The following is a 20,936-nucleotide window of genomic DNA, read 5'->3' as shown; positions in this document are numbered from 1 at the left end:
AGGACCGATACCGTTCGCGCTCATTCCCGATGAGGCACCACCACACCCTACGCGCTCAAAAAACGTGAGGCACGTCGGCGGTAGAATTGTTCACGAGTTTTATGGTATAATTTGAATACGAAAATTAAGCAACAAATCGGAATTGACAGAGGTAATGAAATGTTTGAAGAATTAGGAATTAGTTTTGGCACAGCACTATAATCGTCTTACTTGCATTATATTTTATAATTAAGTGGGCGGTCAAAAATGGAATAAAAGAAGCCTATAGGGATATTACAGGGAAAGTCACTACCGAGGATATTGAGGCAGAACAAATATGTAACGAAGAGGAAAAATAGTTAATAAAGAGAGGTGCATATGCTATGCCAGGTATACTTGTGGTTGAAGATGATGAAAATTTAAATCGTGGAATTACATTTTCACTGAAAAAATCCGGATATGAGGTTTTTTCAGCAGAATCAGTGAAAAAAGCGAAAAGAATTGCAAGTGATAATAATGTGGATGTTGCCATTTGTGATGTGAATCTTCCGGATGGAAACGGATTAGAGCTTGTCAGATGGATGCGGAATTGTCAAAATGTATATATTATCTGTCTTACCGCGTTGGATCAGGAGACAGATCAGGTCATGGGATATGAAGCCGGTGCGGACGATTATATGACGAAACCGTTCAGCCTTTCCGTACTTCTTCTGAAAATCGAGGCTCATTTCCGCCGCAGAAAGAATGAACCCGGAACTCCAAAAATTCATTCAAAGGATATCGTGTTTATCCCCGGAGAGATGAGGGCGTTCGTAAAGGAAAGAGAAATAAGCCTTACGAAGAATGAACTGAAAATGCTGTCCTTTTTTCTTCAAAACCCGAAACAGATTCTTTCAAAAACACAGCTGTTAGAAAACGTGTTTGATCTGGATGGTGATTTTATGGATGAAAACACGGTAGCTGTGAACATCAGAAGGCTTCGGAAGAAAATCGAAGAGGATCCGGCGGCTCCGGTCTATATTAAAAACATCCGCGGGCTTGGGTATATATGGAATCAGGAGGTAAGTCAGTGACGAAACGACATCGTAAAAAGTGGGTTGATGCCTTGTCACTGGTGCTGCCGGTTCTACTCTTTTTTGCAGTATTGAACTGCTTTACCACCTATTTATATTATCAGGATTATCAATGTAAAATGGATATCCTGACAGAAGTTGCGGCGGGCGCAGAGACCACCGGCATGGATGTTGCCGCAGGATGGCTGAAAGGAAACGACCATCAAGCCAATGAACAAGGTAAGCAATTATTAGAGCAATACGGGTACTGGGAAAACAAAGGGACTTCGTTTTATGTGCGCTTCCGGCAGAATATCATGATAACCGGCTGTACAAGCGCAGTGCTATGTCTGTCTTTGCTAACGTTCCTGTTTTACCGGAAGAAAGCTGAGGCGAAAGAAAGTCGGAAACGATTGGAGCAGCTAGAGCAAATCCTGATTGCATTTCGGGAAAATCACTTTGAGGTAGTGCCGGACACAGAAGATCATGTCTGGCAGGAAAGACTGAAATTTCAGCTTGAAGCAATCGGACATCATATCCAGCTGCTGCAAGAGGAAGCCAGAGCGGAGAAGGAAAGCACAAAGGAAATGGTATCCGACATTTCCCATCAGCTGAAAACCCCGGTTGCAGCCTTGGATACCTGCTTTAGCATATTGCTGCGGAACAATCTGAGTGAGACGGAGCAACAGGAATTTCGCATCCGCTGCCGGAGTGCATTGGACGGATTGGAAACATTGTTGCAGTCTCTGCTGGAAATATCCAAACTGGAGACAGGTTTGATTCAGCTTGATCAGAAAACACTTCCCATTATGGATACGATCATCTCCGCAGTAAACCGAACGTATCCAAAGGCAGCGGAGAAAGGGATAGAACTTATTTTCGACTGCAACGAATCACTGGAGCATTGTGCACTCATGCAGGATAAACGTTGGCTTGGAGAAGCAATCATTAACGTTTTGGACAATGCCATCAAATACAGCCCAGAACATTCAAAAATCACGATCCGTCTACAAAAAAGAACCGGCTTTGTGAGAATTGAGATCGAGGATCAGGGAATCGGAATCCCGCAGAGTGAATACCATAAAATATTCCAGCGGTTTTACAGAGGGACTGCGCCGGAAGTCCGCGAAAAGAGCGGAACTGGCATCGGTCTGTATCTGTCCAGACAGATTATTGAGCAGCATGGTGGGACAATCACGGTAGCCTCCGGCAAAGTCAGAAAAGGAAGTACCTTTTTGATTCAGCTGCCGGAGAATGGACTTTCGTAGAGATGATGAGCAGAAGTCTTTCAAATCTGTAAGACTTCTGCTCTCTTTTTGAAAGTGAAATGAAAGGTTCCTTTGATACAATGCTGGTAAATAAGAAAAGGAGGCCATTGGAGTGGGCGTGATATTAGAAACCAAGCAGCTTTGCAAATTTTATGGGACGGGGGAAAATCAGGTCAAAGCCGTCAATCATGTGAATATCCAGATTCAACAGGGAGAATTTGTCGCCATTGTCGGAAAATCCGGCTCCGGAAAAAGTACCCTGCTGCATATGCTGGGCGGGCTGGATACACCAACCAGCGGCAGCGTGATCTTGTCTGACAAGGACCTGTATTCCATGAAGGAGGATCAGCTTGCCGTTTTCCGGAGAAGAAAGATCGGATTTGTATTTCAGGCATTCAATCTGGTATCCTCCATCAATGTGTGGGAAAATATCGTTCTTCCGTTGGGGCTTGACGGAAAAAAAGTGGATAAAGCTTATGTCAATGATATTATCACCACACTGGGTCTTGAACACCGGATTCATAATCTTCCGAATACCCTCTCCGGAGGACAGCAGCAGCGCGTTGCGATTGCAAGAGCCTTGGTAAACAGACCGGAGATTTTGTTTGCGGACGAGCCAACCGGAAATCTTGATTCCAAGACAAGTGACGAGGTGATCGCGCTGCTGAAAATGAGCGCAAAAAAATATGGACAGACGATTGTAATGATTACCCATGATGATGAGATCGCGCAGGTTGCTGACCGTATTTTAGTCATCGAGGATGGACAGGTGGTGGATTTCAATTGAGGACGATCAGCAAAATTGCATTCAGCAACGACAAAAGAAATCGGACAAGAAGTGTCCTCATTATGACGGCGATTTGCCTGACTACCATGCTTCTGGTCATTATCAGTACAATTGGAAATGGACTGATCCTCTTACAGAAGGATCAGGCTGCAAGCTCATACGGAAGCAACTACGGCCTGTTTATCGCCGCAGATGGTACGCAATTAAAAGAAGTGGAACGCAGAGCTGAGATATCTGATATCGGCATCATGTGTACGGAGGGCATCCTGAAAGGAAATGAGAATGGCGGCTTTGTCAGTGCGGATGAAACGGTCAGGAAAATGCTTCCCTATAATCAGGAATATGTGTTGAAGGAAGGTACCTATCCGGAAAAGGCGCAGGAAATTGCCGCAGGACGCGCTTTCTTTGATGCAGTGGGATACCATGATGTAAAGGTCGGAGACACCGTAACATTGGAGTACCGTTCCGGCATGCAGTCGGAATACGCACCGATGGAATTTACTGTCAGCGGGCTTTTATATGACCGGGATGAATATACCATCGAGGCTTCCTATGTTGTATTCGGTTCGCAGGATTTTTATAATGAGCGTGTTGCGGAGGGTGACAGGCAATATAATATCTATTTTACCTTGAGCGATTCTGCAAATGTATCTATGAATAATGTTGCGCCTGTTATAAAAGAAATCGCGGATTCCTGCGGCATTGACCAGAAAAACGTGATCATCAATGACCTCTACCTGCAGTGGGTATTGCAGCCGAGCTATGAAATGATTGTGGTTTGTGGAACCCTGATCCTCGGAATCGTGCTGTTTTCCGTTGTGGTCATTTATAATATCTTCCAGGTCGGGATCGCCCAGAAGGTTCAGGAGTACGGAAAAATCAAGGCGCTGGGTGCAACCAGAAAGCAGATGAAGCAGTTGATCTTTCGTGAGGGCATTCTTCTGGCGGTTCCTTCGATACCGCTGGGGCTGCTGTTTGGTTTCCTGATTGCAAACGTCAGCTTCAACTGGCTGGTGGAGCAGGGAAATCTGGTATCGTCCGGAATCAAGAACCATCAGGTGCCTCTGTTTTCACTGACAATTATGCTCATCTGCATTTTTGTATCGTTTCTTACGGTCGTTTTGGCTCTGCGCAAACCCATGAAAATTGTTTCCCGGATTTCACCCATCGAAGCGACACGGTATCTTGACGGCTCCAAAACGCAAAAACAGGGCAGACGAAAAGGCAGAAAAGATGTCACCGTTTTCTCCATGGCAATGGCAAATGTGACAGGCAATCCGAAAAGAACCATTGCTACGATTCTTACCATGGGGCTTTCCTGTGTATTGTTTGTAATTATCTCTAATTATGTTGGGAATATTGACACGGAGCACGAGGCGCGGATTGCAATCAACCATGGACAATTTGAGTTGCAGCTGGATTATTCCCAGAATTATGATGAAGCCTATTCGGAGAATAATCTGGACACAATCCTACAGAACAACCCACTGAATGATTCTTTGATTAAAGAAATCAAATCCATCCCCGGTGTAACGGATGTACTGACGAGAGAAATCGTCTCTGCAGATCTGAACGGAACAAAATTTCCGGTTGCAATCGTAAATCAAGAGGATTTTGAAATGATGCGCGGGGATGGCGATATCGGTTCCATGGACTATGCACAGGCTGTCAAAAACGGGGATGTTTTCTTTGGCTGGTCCAAGTGGATGGAAGCTGACGGGTATTCTGCGGGTGCACCGATTACATTCAACTTTGACAACGGAAGTGAAACCTATACCTATCAGGGAAAGATTGCAGGATCCTTTGTAAGCGCGGACACTTATCTTGTCATTCCGGAAGGTGTATACCGTTCCATGAATCCGAGGGGAACAGCCTATGGATATCTGTGGGTGGACTGTGATAAAAAAGATGTGGCATCTGTAGAGCAAAGCCTGAATGACCTGCTCTCCGATACTTCTCATATCAAGCTGAACACCTATCACGCAGAATTGCAAACCGCAGAATACGCAAGCCGTATGATGAAGCTTGGCTGCTATCTGTTCATGGCAATTGTCGGTCTCATTGGGTTTATGAATCTGGCAAACACCATGATCATCAATATCATCACGAAGAAGCAGGAATACGGTGTGCTGCAAGCGGTAGGCATGACCAATAAGCAGTTGAATCTGAGCTTACAAATACAGGGCTTGATTTTTACGGTTGGCACCATCTGCGTCGCACTTGCTGCCGGTCTGCCCCTTGGCTATGCACTGTTTTCCTATGCGAAGCATAATGGGATTTTTGGAATGAACGTTTATCACGTTCCTCTTATCCCGATTCTTGTTATGATTCTTCTGGTTGGTATTCTACAAATTGTGCTTTCCTGTGTTTTAAGCAGTAATCTGAAAAAGGAAACGCTGGTAGAAAGAATAAGGTATCAGGGATAGCAAGTAATATGTAATGAACTAGGTCTTAACGAAGAGGAGAAATAGATAACTTCCGATTTGTCGAACTGATAAAATCCCTTTAGGAACTAAAGGGCGCACTTCTATACTCCCCTGTCGGAAGTATCGTGCGTCCTGCGGAGCTTCATTCCCGGTCGGCAGAAGAAAACTGCATGACCGAGAATGTTGCGTCACTTCGTTCCGTCAAGGTGGCTACACCCCCTTGCGCCGCTAATGCGGCTATCCCCTGTGGACTTGCCGTCCGCAAACAGCATAAAATGCTGTTCGCCGCCAGCAAGTTTGGAAAAACAAATACCGAAAATCAGACCGTTGACTGGTCGCACTATGCGAAAAGTCGGCGGTCTTTTTTTATCCCCAAAATCAAAAAAGGAGGTCAAGCACAATGACAAAACCGAAAACCCTTGAACAGCTCCGAGCCGAAAAGGAACGAGCCGAGACGCAGCTTGCGCAGGAACAGCACAAGCTGGAGCGTCTGGAGAATCGAAAGAAGTATCTGGAGAAAGGCGAACGCACCAAGCGCACCCACCGCCTTTGCAATCTGGGCGGCACGATTGAGAGCCTTGCCCCGGAGGTCAAAGATCTCACACGCACCGAAATGACAGAGCTGATGGAGTACATCTTTTCTCTGGCAGAAGTCCAGCGAGCCGTCCACCATATGGCGATTACCCACATCAGCCAAGCAAACAGAGAAAAGGAGTTGAAAGTCGATGGCACTATTTCATCTGAGCGTCACGCAGACTAAACGAAGCGCAGGACAGTCCGCTATTGCTTCTGCCGCCTACCGAGCCGGGGAGCGATTGTATAGCGAGTATTACGGCGAATACAGCGACTACACACGCAAGGGCGGCGTGATCTGCTCTGACATTCTCCTGCCGTCCCATGCACCGCCCGAATACGCAGACCGCCAGACGCTATGGAACGCCGTGGAAAAAGCCGAGCGTGGAAAGAACGCCCAGCTTGCATACAGCTTTGACATTGCCTTGCAGAATGAATTTTCCCTTGAGGAAAACATCGCTCTTGCAAGGCAATTTTTGTTGGAGAACTTTGTGAGCCGGGGCATGGTGGTTGACTTCGCCGTACACCAGCCAGACCGGGAGGACGGCGGCATACCAAATCCGCATTTTCATGTGCTTTGCCCCATCCGCCCCATCGAGCAGAACGGCAAATGGGGGCTAAAGCAACGCCGGGTGTACGAGCTGGACGAGGACGGCAACCGTATCCGGGACGCAGACGGAAAGTTTGTGTTCAACGCCGTTCCCACTACCGACTGGGGCAGTCCCGAAACGCTGGAATACTGGCGGCAGACATGGGCGGAGCTATGCAACGCCAAGTTTGCGGAAAAGGGGCTTGACGTTCGTATCGACCACCGAAGCTATGAGCGTCAGGGCGTGGAGCTTCTTCCCACCGTCCATGATGGCGCAACCGTCCGGGCAATGGAGAAGAAAGGCATACGCACCGAGAAAGGCGAGTTCAACCGCTGGATCAGAGCCACCAACGCCGTTATCCGGGACATCAAGAAGAAAATCGCTCTCCTGTTTGATTGGATTGCCGAAGCAAAAGCGGAGCTTGCCAAGCCGCAGGCACCCGACCTTGTTTCTCTGCTGAACGCCTATTACACCCAGCGCAGAGCCGGGGCGTATTCGCAGAAAGGCAAGGTCAGCAATCTAAAGGAGATGAACGAGACTTTCAATTATCTCCGGGCAAACGACATTTACTCCCTTGAAGATTTGGAACACCGTGTCAGCGAACACAGTGCTGCCACAGAGAGCTTGAAGAAAACGCTGGACGAACAGACCGCCCGAATGAAAGCAATTAAGCAGCTCTATGACAGCTCCGCTGCTTTCCAGAGCTTGAAGCCTATCTATGACGGCTTGCAGAAAATCAAGTTTGAGAAGCCCAGAGCCAAGTACAAGGCAGAGCATGAAGCGGAACTGAAACAGTTCTACGCCGCCAGACGAAAGCTGACCGGAGAGTTCCCGGACGGTAAGGTGGATATGAAAAAGCTGTCCGCAGAGTATGACGCTCTGGAACAGGCGCATGAAACCACCTACGGCGAGTTTAAGACCGTCAGAGACGATTTACACCGCCTTTGGAAGGTCAAGTCATGCGTAGATACTGCCGCCCGATTTAACGAGCGTACAGAGGAACAAAAGCTCCAAAATCGACCCCAAACACGACACAAAAAGGAGGATATATCCCGATGAAAAAATACGACTGGAAGAACGAATACAACCCCATCCGCAGAACGGCAAAACGCCTTTTGAGCGGAGAGCCTTTGACCGATGGCAGACCGCTTTCCAATCTAATTGAGCTGGACGAACACACCCGGAAATGCCTTGCCTTTGAAGCCACCCTCACCGACCGTCAGATTGATATGTTGCAGGATTTGGGCTATCTGCCCGTTACCACAAGACAGTACGGTGAGGAATGTGCAAACTGCCCCTATACGCTGGACGAGCGTGAGCATGGCGTTTGCAGACGATGCGCTGTTTTCAAGAAGTAAGGAGGACGCTCATGCAGTACACCCAAGCACAGATTGACCGGGCAAACGCCGTCAGTCTGGAAGATTTTCTCCGCACACAGGGAGAAACGCTTATCAAAAGCGGACGGGAATACCGCTGGAAAGAGCATGACAGTCTGACCGTCCGAGGAAACAAATGGTTTCGCCACAGCCAGAGTAAGGGCGGCTATCCCATTGATTTTGTCATGGAGTTTTACGGAAAGTCCTTTCCCGAAGCCGTCCAGCTCCTGATCGGCGAAAGCGGCGAGGGACAGAGCGAAGCCAGCACAGCACCGCCCACAGCGTTTCACTTGCCCTTGCACAACAGAACAGCCGACAGAGCAATTCAATATCTTTGCGAAAGCCGAGGTCTCAACAAAATGCTTGTTGAGGCTTTTCTTCTTTCCGGGGATATTTACGAAGACGCAAAGCGGCAAAATGTTGTGTTTGTTGGCAGAGACCGAAGTGGTACGCCGAGATACGCCCATGTGCGAGGAACGGCAGACCCATTCAGACAGGACATTGCCGGGTCTGACAAGTCCTATCCGTTCCGATACGAGGGCAACGGCAACCAGCTCTTTGTCTTTGAAGCGCCGATTGACCTGTTATCGTTCATCTGCCTTTATCCGCAGGACTGGCAGACAAGGAGCTATCTTGCCCTGGGCGGCGTTTCGGGCAAAGCCCTTGACCGTTTTCTTTCTGAACGCAAGGACACCCGAAAAGTATTCCTCTGCCTTGACAGCGACACCGCAGGAAGTGAAGCCTGCTCCCGACTGGCACAGTCCATTCCCGGCGAGATCGCCGTCATTCGCCTTGTCCCGGCAAGGAAAGACTGGAACGATGTTCTCCGTCAGCAAGGGGACATTCCCAGCCGCAAATTCATAGCCGAGACAATCACGCTGCGAGAGCTGCCCACCGCCCAGCCTGTCCCAATGCTCCGCATGGCAGATGTGGAGCTGACGAGCGTGGATTGGCTATGGTTTCCGTATATCCCCTTTGGAAAGCTGACGATCATACAGGGCAACCCCGGTGAGGGCAAGACCTACTTTGCCATGCGTCTTGCGGCGGCTTGCACCAACCGAAAGCCTTTACCCGGTATGGAGAAACTTGAGCCTTTCAATATCATCTATCAGACCGCAGAGGACGGTTTGGGCGATACCGTTAAGCCCCGGCTGATGGAAGCGGACGCAGACCTTGAACGAGTGCTTGTCATTGACGATAGAGACACGCCGCTGACTCTTGCCGATGAGCGCATAGCAAGGGCAATCCGTGAGAACAACGCAAGGCTGGTTATCATTGACCCGGTACAGGCGTTTCTGGGCGCAGATGTGGACATGAACCGGGCAAACGAGGTGCGCCCAATATTCCGCAGTCTGGGAGACATTGCACAGGCTACCGGGTGCGCTATCGTGCTGATTGGACACCTCAACAAAGCCGCAGGAACGCAAAGCACCTACCGGGGATTGGGGTCTATCGACATTACGGCGGCAGTCCGCAGTCTGCTGTTTATTGGCAAGCTGAAAGACAGTCCCACAACAAGGGTGCTTATCCATGAGAAAAGCTCCCTTGCGCCGCCCGGACAGTCCCTTGCCTTTTCTCTGGGAGACGAGAAAGGCTTTGAATGGATAGGAGCTTATGACATTACCGCTGACGAGCTTCTTGCCGGGACAGACACCGCCAAGACCGAAAGCAAGACCGCACAGGCGCAAATGCTCATTCTGGAACTGCTTGCAGATGGAAAGCGTATGCCGAGCGCAGAGCTGGAAAAGGCAGTCAATGAGCGTGGGATTTCCTCACGCACCATGAGAACGGCAAAGAGCCGTATCGGGGACAGACTTGTGACCGAGAAAGACGGCACAGCATGGGTCTGCTATCTCCGAGATTGACAACAGGAACACGGCAAGCGTGGCAAAGACGGCAAGGTTTTTATAGATACCTTAATGTTGCCGCCTTGCCTTGTTCCCTCATACCGACACCGCCCGATGATGAACAGTCACCGGGCATTTTTCATTTACAGGAGGATTTTGAATGAACAATACCGCAACCAACACCGCCACTTGCCCTACTGTCAGAAAGCAGATTGGCAAGACAACCTATATCGTCCGTGTGCATTTCAGCCAGACCGCAAAAGAGACAATGGAGGACAAAATCAAGCGTCTGCTCCGTGAGGAAGTCCGCAAAATGTGACTTCTTTGTGAATTTGATGAAAAAGTCCTTGACTTTTCGTCTCTGGCAAGACGGCAAAAAGCATTTTAATTTCCTGCGGTGCGCGGCTGGCTCCCTTTGACATCCCGCAGCTTCGTGAAGTCATGGCCTATGACGAATTGGAGCTTGACCGCATCGGAGATCGGAAAACAGCGGTATTCTTCATCATTTCCGATACCACGCAGACCTACAACTTTTTAGTGGCGCTTGCATTTTCGCAGATGTTCAACCTCCTGTGTGAACGGGCGGACAATGTTCACGGTGGCCGCCTGCCGCACCATGTACGGGTGCTGTGGGACGAGGCAGCCAACACGGGACAGGTGCCCCAGCTCGAAAAGCTGGTCGCGGTTATCCGCTCCCGCGAGGTGAGTCTTTGCCTGCTGTATCAGCAGTTGGCACAGTGCAAGGCCATTTACGATAAACACGCTGAGATAATCCTCGGCAACATGGACAGTGTGGTGTTCCTCGGTGGCCGCGAAGCCAGCACCATCAAGGAAATATCTGAGAACTGGCTGGGAAAAGCCACAATCAGTATGCAGACCGACAGCCGCTCCCGTGGCCAGTCGGAAAGCTATAGTCAAAACACCCAGCGGCTGGGCCGGGAACTAATGACCCCAGCCGAACTTGCAACCATGCCGGGAGACAAATGTATTTTGCAACTTCGGGGCCTGCCCCCATTCTTCTCTCCCAAGTATGATCTGAAACGGCATCCGAACTACCGCTATACGGCGGAGGCCGATAAACAGAAAAACGCTTTTGACCTCGACAGGCTCATTAACCGCCGCAGGCGGCCCGGTCTGAACGAGGCGTGTACGATGTATGAGGTGACTGTGCCGGACGATGCACTCACGGATGAGGACGAGGACATCCTCAACTATGATGACATCGACGATCCAGACGCCTTTGCATAAAGGCTTCGAGACAAAGTGTCCCGAAGTTTGTAACCTTCCGCCTGCATGGGCGGCTTTTTTGTTTTTTCGGATTTTTCAAAAACAGTTCCGCTTCACACCCTGTTTTTCTCCTATTAGTGAGAGGACACCATACACAGAAAGGAGGTCTGTCGACCATGAAACGATACAACACACCGCACCGCAGCCGGGTAGTCAAAACACGCATGACCGAGGAAGAATACGCCGAGTTTGCAGAAAGGCTTTCTGCCTACAACATGAGCCAAGCCGAGTTTATCCGGCAAGCCATAACCGGGGCAGCCATACGCCCCATCATAACCGTTTCTCCCGTCAATGATGAGCTGCTTGCCGCTGTTGGGAAGCTGACCGCCGAATACGGCAGGATCGGCGGCAACTTAAACCAGATAGCCCGGACGCTGAACGAGTGGCACAGCCCCTACCCGCAGCTTGCCGGGGAGGTACGGGCGGCGGTTTCCGACCTTGCTGCCCTAAAGTTTGAAATCTTGCAGAAAGTGGGTGACGCTGTTGGCAACATTCAAACATATCAGCTCTAAAAATTCCTTCCAGCAAAATCGACGCCGGTGCCGCCCGTCTTCGAGACGACGTCTTACGCCTGAGGAACGAAGCTTGCGCGCGGCACCAGCTCGGTCGTCAGCAGGATGTGACGACGCACCCGCCGCTCATGCTTCAACCCATCAATCAAGGTGGAGAACGCCATACGGGCCAACTCCCTTTGATCGATCGCATACGAACTCAGCGACGGCGACGTGTACCGGGCGATTGACTGGTTGTTCACACTCACCACGGCCAACTCGTCGGGAACCGCCACGCGCAGTGCGTTCAACGCCTGCAACGCCCCCACCGCAAGCACGTCGGCGGCCACGATCAGACCATCGGGCATGCTGCCGGCCTCACGATGATCGGCCACCAGTTGCTCCGCGAGACGATAGCCGTTCTCCACGGTGAACGTGCCGGACGAATACACCAATCCGTCCGTTTCCAATCCCAAGTGCGCAGCCCACTGGCGGAACGACAGTTCGCGTATGTCCTCGGGATAGTCATGCGTGCCCATGATGCTGCCCACGCCACCGAGAAACGCGATGCGTCTGCGGCCTGCCGCGATCATCGCGTCCAAGGCATCCAGCATCGTCTGCGACAGATCGGGCCGTACGGAGTCGAACAGGTGCGGTGCCGGATTCGTGTCGATGCACACGCCATGTGGGAGCGCCGCATGCAGGGCGCGCAGGTCTGTTTCGGGAAACACCGTGGCGCCCACGGTGATGAACCCATCGAACTCCGCTGCGCGTTCCGTCAGCTCGTGTATGGACCGGATGAACGTGGGCTGGTCCAATTCCATCGACTCCGCACACTCCGCAAGAACCTTCCGCAGATCGGCGAAGTACGCGTCCTGCAATTCCTCCCCGGACGGAGGCGCATCCAACACTGCGATCGCGGGACGGAACACATTGCGGTATCCCATCTCCTCACACACGCGCAGCACACGCCGACGCGTCTCCTCCTTGATGGAGAACGACGGGTCGTTCAGCAAGCGCGACACCGTGCTCTGCGACACCCCGGCCCGTTCCGCGACTTCCTTGAGCGTGGCCATGACATCCTCCCCGCAAACTTTAGTAAAGGGTTTTACTACACAGCATAGCCCAGAAACCGCAGGATGGCGGCACCTTTGCAGCAAGGCAATGACCCGACCTGATAGACTGTCCGTGACCCCTCAGGGGGGCAATGCATAGGCGGTGGATACGCAAAGTGTCCATCGCCTTTTCTTCGGCCATACAGGGACGTCTGAATACTCAGCGAACAGAGGCTCACGGTTTTCTCCTCGCAACCATTGATTGTTGTCATCTAAAGATGACAGTTTGTCAACAGGGGTCGCGAGATACCCAAGTGGACGGTTATATTTGACCTAACCTATTTGCAAAGAAGCATCAATGAAGGAAGGAGCTACCTCATTCTTCATATTCCATTCCATCAATGAAAGACATAATTAGGAGAAGGAATTGATCATGAAAAAGGATATGTTTTTAAAACGACTGGCATCTGTTGCGGCAAGCATAATCGCGCTATTCACAGTTGTCTCAATGTCGGGGTCCGCATATGCGGCAGATTTGACGAGCGTCGACGCAATCGTTCAGGTTGCACCTGAAGTATTGCAGGGAGAAGCCACAGATCCTCTAGAGCATTATGGAATGACCATAATTCACTCTAGAGAAAATCAAAGTACCTTTGCCGCAGCTAACATCCAGACTCAGTGCATCAGTAAGAATATGCACATGACTTGGTATGGTCTCAAAGCAGGCAAATGCAAATATGCCGATCAGAGCGGCGCAGTCTTTACTGTTTTTGACATGACCAGCGGAACACCTATTGCTAGAGTAGATTTAGCTAAGGTGAATGCGGTTTCCGGCGACGAGGTTAGCCTCAAGTGCATTGCCAGTGTAGCCAGTTTTGTTTTGTCTTTATATCCTCCTGCAAGTACTGTAGTTGGATGGGTCAAATATGGTTTCCTGGCATATATGGGCCTTGTTGGAATTAAAACAGCATGCTGAAATATATACACATTGTTTGTGATCTATTCTTTTTCATCTTGTTCATTACCTACGATAATTATCTTATGTCCATAATCGCCCTTTTGCTTTTACTGAGTGAGCTGATATCTCTCATTAAGGAAAAGGTTAGACAAAACAAGTTTAAGAACAATGGCAATATATAACTGTTCAACCAGCAATATTGTTTCAATACACGGTGGGTTTTAGAAGTACTTCTAAAACCCACCTTTTTATATATGCATCGAGCGGCATCGCCCCCTACCCAGGAACTGTCCGCCGCTATCCTGCCGGTTTTCCCTGACGATGAGTGTCAACGGAGACCGTTGCATGTCGGGCTCCTTGATCGTCATCAGAGGAGGCCGTCGTGGATTTGTTGAATCAGGTGCTTCAGTTATTCGTCAGGTTCGCCACTATCGGCGGCGGACTGTGGCTGGTGTGGGGTGCCGTCACATTCGGTGGCGGTCTGAAGGATCACAACGGGCCGCAGACGCAATCGGGACTGTGGCAGATCGTGGGTGGAGGCATGATCATCGCGGCCGCGCAGATTTTCAACGCGGTGGCGCTGGGCTGAGCTGATTCGGGGCCTGCCGTGGAGGACTTCATCGTAGCCATGCTCAACATGATCGGCGGCGGAGGTGCCGGTTCGATTACGGCCGGGCTGTTGTCTCAGGCGCCGGAGACGTGGAATCCCGCTCTTTACCAGTTGGCGGTGAACGTGCATGGAGCCGCGGTCAAGCCTTTGACATCGGCGGTGCTTGCGGTCATGTTCACGTTGGAGCTGGCGCGTAACTCGACGCGCATCGAGTCGGACCGTGATCTGGGTGTGAAGATCGTGGCCGGCACCATGTTCAAGATCGCGTTGGTGTTCATCGCTGTGCAGAACGCCAGTCTATTCATTCGGATGTTTAATCAGGTCACGCAGTTCCTCATGCAGGGTGTGTCTTCTCAGATGTCGTATGAGGCGACAGGCGACGGCGGTCAGCTGGGTGATCTGATGCGTGACCAGATTCGCGATGCCGGGGTGATGGGGCAGGCGGCGTTGTTCTTTCTGCTGGTGATCCCGTGGCTGTTGTCCCAGTTGGCGTCGGTGGTGTTCACGGTGGTGCTGTATGTGCGGTTCATCGAATTGTATGCGTTGACGGCGTTCCAGTCGTTGCCGTTCGCGTTTCTGGTGCATGAGGACACCAAGCCGATCGGCGTGGGTTTCTTCAAGTCGTATGCTCGCACGTCGGTGAATGCGGTGTGCGTGTTCATATGTCTGGTGTTCTATCAGCGGATCGTGGTCGATGCCGTGAAGATCCCGGATTCCGCGGACGAGGGCATGGTGGCGTGGGTGACGGGCAACTTCGGCAATCTCATGATGGCGGGCATCCTGCTGTTTTTTGTGATCGCGGTGAGTCAGCGTGTCAGTCGGGCCATAGCCGGCGGCGAGTAGCCGCCTACCACAACCGGGGCCAATCAGGGAAAGGATTCATTCATGTTGCAGATGCGCGTATATAAGGAGATCGCCAATGTTGAGGCGAAGGTGATGTGGGGGCTGAGCTGGCGCCAACTGGCGGCCGCCGCGTGCATGCTCGTTCTGGGCGGAGGTGAGGCGGCGTTGTTCTGGTCGTTGGGACTGTCCGATCTGGGGTCGTATCTGCTGTTTGCGGTTTGCCTGCCGTTCGCGCTGTGGGGTTGGTGGCGTCCGAAGGGGCTGAAGCCGGAACGGTATCTGGGATACATGCTGCGCCAGCGTTTCGGGCCGAAGGTCTATTTGCTTGAATCCTATGTTCCCGCGAGGTTTCCCGGCAAACCGTCGTTGAGGGAGAAGACCCGTAGACGAATCAAGGGAAGGAAGGCACGTCGTCATGTCTGACATCAGTGGCAGCAAGGCGGTCAAAGGCAACGGTAAGCGACATGGAAAGGCCGGGAACAGGCGGTCCGGGAATCGTCGCATGCCTCGTTCGTCGAAGGAGCTGCTTGGCTATGATTCGATGCTGTCCAATGGCATCGTGTTCCTCGGCGGCGACCGGTGGAGCGTGTCGCTGCGGATCAGCGACATCAATTATCAGGTCGCGACCCAGGATCAGCAGCTGGATGTCGTGGACCGGTGGGGGCGTTTCCTGAATTCGATCGGTGAGAACATGGGAGTCCAGATCACGGTCGCCACGCGCATGCTGGATCCCGAGGAGGTGACGCGCAGTATCGCCATGCCGCTTCGGAGCGATGCGTTGGATGGACTGCGCGGGGACTTCAACCGCAATGTGCGTCGGCGTCTCGCCGGCCGTTCGCAGGGCGCGGTGACGGACAAGTATCTGACGTTGACGTTGCGTGAGCGGGACGGGGAGCGTGCGGTCACGCTGCTGAACCGTGCCGCGTTGCGTGCCACGGCGCAGCTGCGGTCGGTGGGCGGCTGCGTCGGTGTCCGCTTGGATCGGCAGTCGCGTCTGGCGGTGCTGCACGGGATGCTGCGGCACGGTGTCCGGTTCTCGTTCACCGAGGATGGTTTCCTGAAATCGCATGGCATGTCCACGAAGGATTATGTGGCCCCGTTCGCCGTGGACGTGTCGGATCGCCGTCGGCTCCGGTTGAGCTCGGGCACCACGGAAGTATGGCATCAGTGTCTTTTGGTGCGTGATTTCCCGGATTATCTGAGCGATCAGCTGGTGTCGTCCATCACGGACATCAAGGCGGACATCACGGTCGGCATCCATCTGTCCCCGCGGGGTAAGGCCGAGGGGTTGAAGCTCGTGAACCGGACGATCGCCGAAATGGATATGCAGGCCATCGACGAGCGGCGCAAGAACCGCAAACAGCATCTACCCGAGGACATGCTGCCTCATGAGCTGCAGGAATCCATGACTCAGGCGGGTGAGCTGCGTGATGATCTGGAGCATAACGGCGACCGGCTGGTGGATTCCCTGATGATTGTGGACGTGTCTGCGGACAGCCGCGAGCAACTGGATCAGACGGTTCGTGACGTGACAGCTGCGATCGATGGGCAGTCCTGTGTGGCCGAGACCTTGGCCTACATGCAGGTGGAAGGACTGAACGTCGTGCTGCCGTTGGGTAATTCTTTGCCGCCGATGCGTCGCACGTTGACCACATCGAGCGCGGCGATTCTGGTGCCGTTCACGTCGCAGGAACTGTTCGAGCCGGGCGGGGTGTTCCATGGGGCGAACGCCCGCACCGGCAATCCCGTGGTCATCGACCGTACGAAAGGCATGAACGGCAACGGATTCGTTTTGGGTACGACCGGTTCGGGCAAGAGCCAGGCGGCGAAGAACGAGATAACCCAGATCTATCTGACCCGTCCGGACGATGATCTGATCGTCATCGACCCGGAACGTGAGTTCACGCCGTTGTGCACCGGTCTTGGCGGCGAGCGAGTCGAGATCGGGGAATCGTCTCGCGCGCATATCAACGCTTTGGATATCGAGTATGAGGATGATTCCGAGGGTGATCCGATCCGGTCGAAATGTGCGAGCGTGCTGAACATGCTCGGCGTGCTGATCGGCGGACAGGACGGCATCGACCGCATGCAGCGCAGTCTGATCGACCGTACGGTCATCGGCATGTATCGCGAGGTGCGGGAGCATCCAGAACTGGGCATGCCCACGCTCGTCACCCTGCATGACCGTCTCGCGGCTTTGAATGAGCCAGGTGCCCGTGATGCGGCACGAGCATTGGAGATCTACGCGACCGGCAGTCTGAACGCCTTCGCCCATGCCACCGATGTGAATACGTCCAGCCGGTTCCTGGTCTATGACGTTTCCGGTCTGGGAGCGGAGTTGCGCACATTCGGTATGCTCGTCGTTCTGGATCAGATTTGGAACCGGGTCGTCAGGAATCGCCGTCTCGGCCGGCGCACCTGGCTGTGGGTGGACGAGTTCCATCTGCTGTTCTCGAACCGGTATGCGGCCGAATACTTCCTGCGCCTGTACAAGCGCGCCCGTAAATGGGGTTTGTGCCCCACCGGCATTACGCAGAACATCGAGGAGCTGCTGGCCAACCAGGATGCGCGTCTGATGCTCGCGAACAGCGACTTCCTGTTGCTGCTGAACCAGACCGCCACGGATGCCGACGCCTTGTGCGAGCTGCTGAAGCTGTCCGATGAGCAGCGGGCGTTCTTCACCGGGGTGCAGCCCGGTCAGGGCATGGCCAAGAGCGGCACTGCGTTCATACCGTTCGATGGGCGTATCGATGCCGATAGTCTGCTTTACCGGTTGTATACCACGAAATTCGAGGATCGGAAGCCCGAATGAGACCCGTCACCTCCGACTCATTCCACGCCACGCGCAATCTCGTTCGGCCGAACGGCATGATTCATGGTTTGAAAGTCCGTCATGTTAATGGACTCTTCCATGGCCCAGTGTTGGCCGGGCTGAAACAGCCACGAACCACCATCAGGAACAATCAATCCGAAGTATCGCGCCCGACCGGCATAACAACCGTCAGCGTTTTGGAACGTGGTGTGAAGGCGACACGGTCCGTGCTTGAATCGCAATCGGCACAGACGGATACCAGAGAGGACGACGACTTGTTGTCACCAATGGTTCCCGCAAGTCGGATACGCGACGGCGTGACCGGCATTATTCGCACAAGACATGCCGCAAGAGGTTCAACGGCACGTGCCGTGGCAGGAAGAACGGCTTCGGCTCGCGCCAAACGTGCGAGACATTCCGGCAAGACCGTACGATCGGGTGTCCAGGGGGCCAAATCCGCTGCCAGAGCTTCGACGCAGGTTGCACGACAGGTCACACAGGCGGTTTCTCGGACTATGACGGCGGTGAAGGCCGGTGTCGCGGCATCGGCATCAGCTGCGGTCAGCATTCCATTTCTATTGGGCACGGCGGCGGTGCTGATGGTCTTCAGCCTGCTGCTGTGGTTCATACCCACCGTTGCCGTCGGAGATGACGGAGGTTGCGAGGCCAGTGTGATCGAGGTCCCGGACGAGGCGAAGCCATGGGTAAGCGAGGCGGCCCGATCGAGCGGATTGAGCGCGGATTTCATCGCGGCGATCATGAAGCAGGAATCCGGTTTCCGACCGGATGCGTATGCCGACGACAGCAACGGCGGAACATGGGGATTGCTGCAGATGAACAGGAGCGTATGGCGCGGCGTGCATCCCGAAGGTGCCGATCAGACACCACCTGAAGGCATCACCGAGCCCATGGTCCACGCCCATTACGGCGGCATGTATCTGAAAAACCGCTTGGAAGGCGTCAAACAGCTCAAGGCCAAGCACCCGGGCATGCCGTTCGCCGAACTTGACGACCTGACGGCTTTGGTCATCGCCCATAACGCGGGCGAAGGCAACCTCATGAGGTACCCGGATATTCCCAACATCACCAAACGGTATCTCGACAACGTGAAGCCGGCGATTGATGCGGGAGGCGGCTGTTCGGCCACGGCAGGACGAACCATCGGCAAGCTCACGCCACCGTTGGTCATGCAGTCTGGCACGCTGAACGTGGATGTGGCGGCGACCGGCACGCCCGTGGGCAAGATCACCACCTATGAGACCGGCCAATGCACATGGTGGGCGGCCGCTCGCCGATTGCAGATCGGCAAACCGGTGGACGGATACATGGGCGACGGCTGGATGTGGGCGTCAAGCGCCAGAAAATTCGGATATCCAACGGGCGGCGGCATACAGCTCGGTGACGTGGCAAGCTTCGCCAAAGGCTATCTCGGCGCAAGCGCCGATTATGGACACGTCGCCATCGTCGAGGAAATCAAGGACGACGGAAGCATTGTTGTCAGCGAATCCGGCGGCGGCCTCCCATACGCATGGCTCAGGACCCTTACCAAAGAGCAGGCCAACAATCCCAGCATCACTTACATCCACTAATCCTGAGGGAAAGAAGGAATCATGCGTCGCATCAATTCCAAACTTGATTCGTACGAGCTTGCCGATTTGATGAGTGATTCTGACAACTGGGATCTTCTTGCGCAAATCCACGATCATCCCAGTACATGGCCGGAACTCGGCCAGTGGGCTGCGCATGCCATCGCACACCCCGAAACCGCTGGGGCCCCACCGGAACCGCTGCCAGACAGAAAACCCAAACATCGGCTGCTGCCCATCACACCCATCATCGACGATGAGCTGCCTCGCGATATACGGAACAACAGCACTCCCGTATCCAAGCCTGACAAACGGACGGGAACGACGATAGACACACCAATTAGGGTCGGGGAACATGTCGAGGATGATGTGTCCTTGGCGGAATTATCGGCTGACGACGCGGATGAGGTAGCCGTTCATCGGCATATCCCCTTTACCCGCATCGCCGGCATTATGCTCGCTCTGGTCACCGTAACGGGATTAGCCACAGGCCTTGTCATGGCGAAGAGGAACTACGACCATCGGGAAGCGCTCACGTCATGCAATCACGCAATCGAGCAATCTGACATAGTGAGGATTGAATGGGACAAGGCATTGAAACAGGCGGAACCATATGCGAAGCTCCAGGATAAAGACGTGCAGGATCCCAAATCTTTGGAACTGCTCGGCAAAATCATGCAATATCAGCCATCGGTCTCAACGGAGAATTGCGATCCGAGTCTGACGGCCGACCGTCTCGATCGCACTCGTGCGGAAACAGAGAAAGCTAACAGCCAGCTCAGAATCCAGACCAGGAACCTGCATGACACAGTTGACACGGTCAAGGCATCACAGGAACAACAACGGATTGACAACGCACAGAACGTACTGAGCCAAACCATTGAAAACGCCGATAGGCTCTACAAAGAATCCGAGAACAAGGTCAGAGACGACAACACCCGTGCACGGCTCAGTGAGCAGATTACCCGTGCACGACTCATGATGCGCGACCATCAGGATCTTGATGTCTATAACAGAACCATCCAGGACCTCAACGAAGTCATGCAAATCGTCCGGGATTCCATGACGGCTGTAAAGAACGAGGAAATATCTGATGCGGGCCGTTCGGATGAATCCACACAACCGGGATCGGATTCCCAGTCATCGAACCGACAGCCCGCACCATCATCGGAAGATTTATCCCCGTCAGTCACGCACGGCAATTCCACCTGGGATGTGCCTGGACAATCAGTAACCCCCTCATTCCCCGATCGATTAGGCTAGCGCCGCCTTTGAAAAAGGGCAGGAGATAGTGTGGCGGTATATGCCGAGTTCTCGGGCTAGGGTGTGTTTACTCTATGGTGCTTTGGTGACATGATGGTGGTATGTGTACGCCGAGGTATGACATCACGAGGGA

General features: G+C 52.9%; 20 protein-coding genes and 1 pseudogene. 20 read left to right on the top strand and 1 reads right to left on the bottom strand.

Annotated features, from left to right (window positions below; all coding sequences use genetic code 11):
* Positions 1-197: 197 nt before the first annotated feature.
* From GFD25_RS12605 to GFD25_RS11165, 13 genes and pseudogenes are all read left to right on the top strand, one after another.
* Positions 198-338, top strand: a complete 141-nt coding sequence (locus tag GFD25_RS12605; RefSeq protein ID WP_420804979.1) for a DUF6019 family protein — start codon at positions 198-200, stop codon at positions 336-338.
* 24 nt (positions 339-362) lie between these two features.
* Complete coding sequence (locus tag GFD25_RS11220) at positions 363-1,052, top strand: response regulator transcription factor (RefSeq protein WP_033495412.1); 690 nt, start codon at positions 363-365, stop codon at positions 1,050-1,052.
* Positions 1,049-2,299: a sensor histidine kinase gene (locus GFD25_RS12490; protein ID WP_202962063.1), complete on the top strand. Its 1,251-nt coding sequence runs from the start codon at positions 1,049-1,051 to the stop codon at positions 2,297-2,299. Before GFD25_RS11220 ends, GFD25_RS12490 begins: the two co-directional genes overlap by 4 nt.
* A gap of 112 nt (positions 2,300-2,411) precedes the next feature.
* Positions 2,412-3,086, top strand: a complete 675-nt coding sequence (locus GFD25_RS11210) for an ABC transporter ATP-binding protein (RefSeq protein WP_109056626.1) — start codon at positions 2,412-2,414, stop codon at positions 3,084-3,086.
* Between the two features lie 86 nt (positions 3,087-3,172).
* Positions 3,173-5,512: an ABC transporter permease gene (locus GFD25_RS11205; protein ID WP_204314893.1), complete on the top strand. Its 2,340-nt coding sequence runs from the start codon at positions 3,173-3,175 to the stop codon at positions 5,510-5,512.
* Positions 5,513-5,682: 170 nt separating this feature from the next.
* Positions 5,683-5,916: a hypothetical protein gene (locus GFD25_RS11200; protein ID WP_084686030.1), complete on the top strand. Its 234-nt coding sequence runs from the start codon at positions 5,683-5,685 to the stop codon at positions 5,914-5,916.
* Positions 5,913-6,272 (top strand): DUF3847 domain-containing protein, encoded by a 360-nt coding sequence (locus GFD25_RS11195; protein WP_034526285.1) that lies wholly within the window; start codon positions 5,913-5,915, stop codon positions 6,270-6,272. The genes GFD25_RS11200 and GFD25_RS11195 overlap by 4 nt, the downstream gene beginning before the upstream one ends.
* A complete protein-coding gene (gene mobQ, locus GFD25_RS11190) occupies positions 6,238-7,734 on the top strand; it encodes a MobQ family relaxase (RefSeq protein ID WP_033495402.1) in 1,497 nt (498 codons plus the stop codon). The genes GFD25_RS11195 and mobQ overlap by 35 nt, the downstream gene beginning before the upstream one ends.
* Positions 7,731-8,033 (top strand): hypothetical protein, encoded by a 303-nt coding sequence (locus tag GFD25_RS11185; RefSeq protein ID WP_033495400.1) that lies wholly within the window; start codon positions 7,731-7,733, stop codon positions 8,031-8,033. The genes mobQ and GFD25_RS11185 overlap by 4 nt, the downstream gene beginning before the upstream one ends.
* Positions 8,034-8,044: 11 nt before the next feature.
* Positions 8,045-9,916 carry an AAA family ATPase gene (locus tag GFD25_RS11180; RefSeq protein ID WP_109056363.1) on the top strand — a complete coding sequence of 624 codons (1,872 nt, stop codon included), beginning with the start codon at positions 8,045-8,047 and terminating at the stop codon, positions 9,914-9,916.
* 142 nt (positions 9,917-10,058) lie between these two features.
* A complete protein-coding gene (locus GFD25_RS11175; RefSeq protein ID WP_006428300.1) occupies positions 10,059-10,217 on the top strand; it encodes a transposon-encoded TnpW family protein in 159 nt (52 codons plus the stop codon).
* Positions 10,218-10,267: 50 nt separating this feature from the next.
* Positions 10,268-11,146 (top strand): annotated as a pseudogene (locus tag GFD25_RS11170) (VirD4-like conjugal transfer protein, CD1115 family); the annotation flags it as partial.
* A gap of 155 nt (positions 11,147-11,301) precedes the next feature.
* A complete protein-coding gene (locus tag GFD25_RS11165) occupies positions 11,302-11,697 on the top strand; it encodes a plasmid mobilization protein (protein WP_109056364.1) in 396 nt (131 codons plus the stop codon).
* Between the two features lie 53 nt (positions 11,698-11,750).
* On the opposite strand, the gene GFD25_RS11160 is transcribed toward GFD25_RS11165, so the two are convergent.
* Positions 11,751-12,752, bottom strand: coding sequence for a LacI family DNA-binding transcriptional regulator (locus GFD25_RS11160; RefSeq protein ID WP_109056365.1), 1,002 nt, complete (start codon positions 12,750-12,752; stop codon positions 11,751-11,753).
* Between the two features lie 412 nt (positions 12,753-13,164).
* On the opposite strand from GFD25_RS11160, the gene GFD25_RS11155 reads away from it, so the two are divergent.
* From GFD25_RS11155 to GFD25_RS11125, 7 genes are all read left to right on the top strand, one after another.
* Entirely contained in the window at positions 13,165-13,707 is a 543-nt protein-coding gene (locus tag GFD25_RS11155) for a hypothetical protein (protein WP_109056366.1), read from the top strand.
* Positions 13,708-14,071: 364 nt separating this feature from the next.
* On the top strand, positions 14,072-14,278 hold the full coding sequence (locus GFD25_RS11150; RefSeq protein WP_025263185.1) for a hypothetical protein: 207 nt from the start codon (positions 14,072-14,074) through the stop codon (positions 14,276-14,278).
* Between the two features lie 18 nt (positions 14,279-14,296).
* Positions 14,297-15,142, top strand: coding sequence for a VirB6/TrbL-like conjugal transfer protein, CD1112 family (locus GFD25_RS11145; protein ID WP_163232862.1), 846 nt, complete (start codon positions 14,297-14,299; stop codon positions 15,140-15,142).
* Between the two features lie 42 nt (positions 15,143-15,184).
* The gene (locus GFD25_RS11140; RefSeq protein WP_163232860.1) at positions 15,185-15,565 is read left to right on the top strand and encodes a PrgI family protein; all 381 of its coding nucleotides are present in this window, start codon (positions 15,185-15,187) and stop codon (positions 15,563-15,565) included.
* The gene (locus GFD25_RS11135) at positions 15,558-17,954 is read left to right on the top strand and encodes a VirB4-like conjugal transfer ATPase, CD1110 family (RefSeq protein WP_163232858.1); all 2,397 of its coding nucleotides are present in this window, start codon (positions 15,558-15,560) and stop codon (positions 17,952-17,954) included. The genes GFD25_RS11140 and GFD25_RS11135 overlap by 8 nt, the downstream gene beginning before the upstream one ends.
* A complete protein-coding gene (locus GFD25_RS11130; protein WP_236036982.1) occupies positions 17,951-19,543 on the top strand; it encodes a CHAP domain-containing protein in 1,593 nt (530 codons plus the stop codon). The genes GFD25_RS11135 and GFD25_RS11130 overlap by 4 nt, the downstream gene beginning before the upstream one ends.
* Before the next feature lie 21 nt (positions 19,544-19,564).
* Positions 19,565-20,803, top strand: a complete 1,239-nt coding sequence (locus GFD25_RS11125) for a hypothetical protein (RefSeq protein ID WP_236023788.1) — start codon at positions 19,565-19,567, stop codon at positions 20,801-20,803.
* Positions 20,804-20,936: the final 133 nt, after the last annotated feature.

Origin of the sequence: Bifidobacterium aerophilum (genome assembly GCF_010667685.1) — a bacterium.
Lineage (GTDB): Bacteria > Actinomycetota > Actinomycetes > Actinomycetales > Bifidobacteriaceae > Bifidobacterium > Bifidobacterium aerophilum.
The sequence above is the reverse complement of the archived record's forward strand: the minus strand, read 5'-3'. Positions and strand labels throughout refer to the sequence as shown.

Excerpts from the sequence above, each read along its gene's own strand:
- GFD25_RS11220 (WP_033495412.1), top strand. The coding sequence starts at position 363 with ATGCCAGGTATACTTGTGGTTGAAGATGATGAAAATTTAAATCGTGGA.
- GFD25_RS11205 (WP_204314893.1), top strand. The coding sequence starts at position 3,173 with ATGCTTCTGGTCATTATCAGTACAATTGGAAATGGACTGATCCTCTTA.
- GFD25_RS11200 (WP_084686030.1), top strand. The coding sequence starts at position 5,683 with ATGACCGAGAATGTTGCGTCACTTCGTTCCGTCAAGGTGGCTACACCC.
- GFD25_RS11195 (WP_034526285.1), top strand. The coding sequence starts at position 5,913 with ATGACAAAACCGAAAACCCTTGAACAGCTCCGAGCCGAAAAGGAACGA.
- mobQ (WP_033495402.1), top strand. The coding sequence starts at position 6,238 with ATGGCACTATTTCATCTGAGCGTCACGCAGACTAAACGAAGCGCAGGA.
- GFD25_RS11185 (WP_033495400.1), top strand. The coding sequence starts at position 7,731 with ATGAAAAAATACGACTGGAAGAACGAATACAACCCCATCCGCAGAACG.
- GFD25_RS11180 (WP_109056363.1), top strand. The coding sequence starts at position 8,045 with ATGCAGTACACCCAAGCACAGATTGACCGGGCAAACGCCGTCAGTCTG.
- GFD25_RS11175 (WP_006428300.1), top strand. The coding sequence starts at position 10,059 with ATGAACAATACCGCAACCAACACCGCCACTTGCCCTACTGTCAGAAAG.
- GFD25_RS11165 (WP_109056364.1), top strand. The coding sequence starts at position 11,302 with ATGAAACGATACAACACACCGCACCGCAGCCGGGTAGTCAAAACACGC.
- GFD25_RS11160 (WP_109056365.1), bottom strand. The coding sequence starts at position 12,752 with ATGGCCACGCTCAAGGAAGTCGCGGAACGGGCCGGGGTGTCGCAGAGC.
- GFD25_RS11155 (WP_109056366.1), top strand. The coding sequence starts at position 13,165 with ATGAAAAAGGATATGTTTTTAAAACGACTGGCATCTGTTGCGGCAAGC.
- GFD25_RS11140 (WP_163232860.1), top strand. The coding sequence starts at position 15,185 with ATGTTGCAGATGCGCGTATATAAGGAGATCGCCAATGTTGAGGCGAAG.
- GFD25_RS11135 (WP_163232858.1), top strand. The coding sequence starts at position 15,558 with ATGTCTGACATCAGTGGCAGCAAGGCGGTCAAAGGCAACGGTAAGCGA.
- GFD25_RS11130 (WP_236036982.1), top strand. The coding sequence starts at position 17,951 with ATGAGACCCGTCACCTCCGACTCATTCCACGCCACGCGCAATCTCGTT.
- GFD25_RS11125 (WP_236023788.1), top strand. The coding sequence starts at position 19,565 with ATGCGTCGCATCAATTCCAAACTTGATTCGTACGAGCTTGCCGATTTG.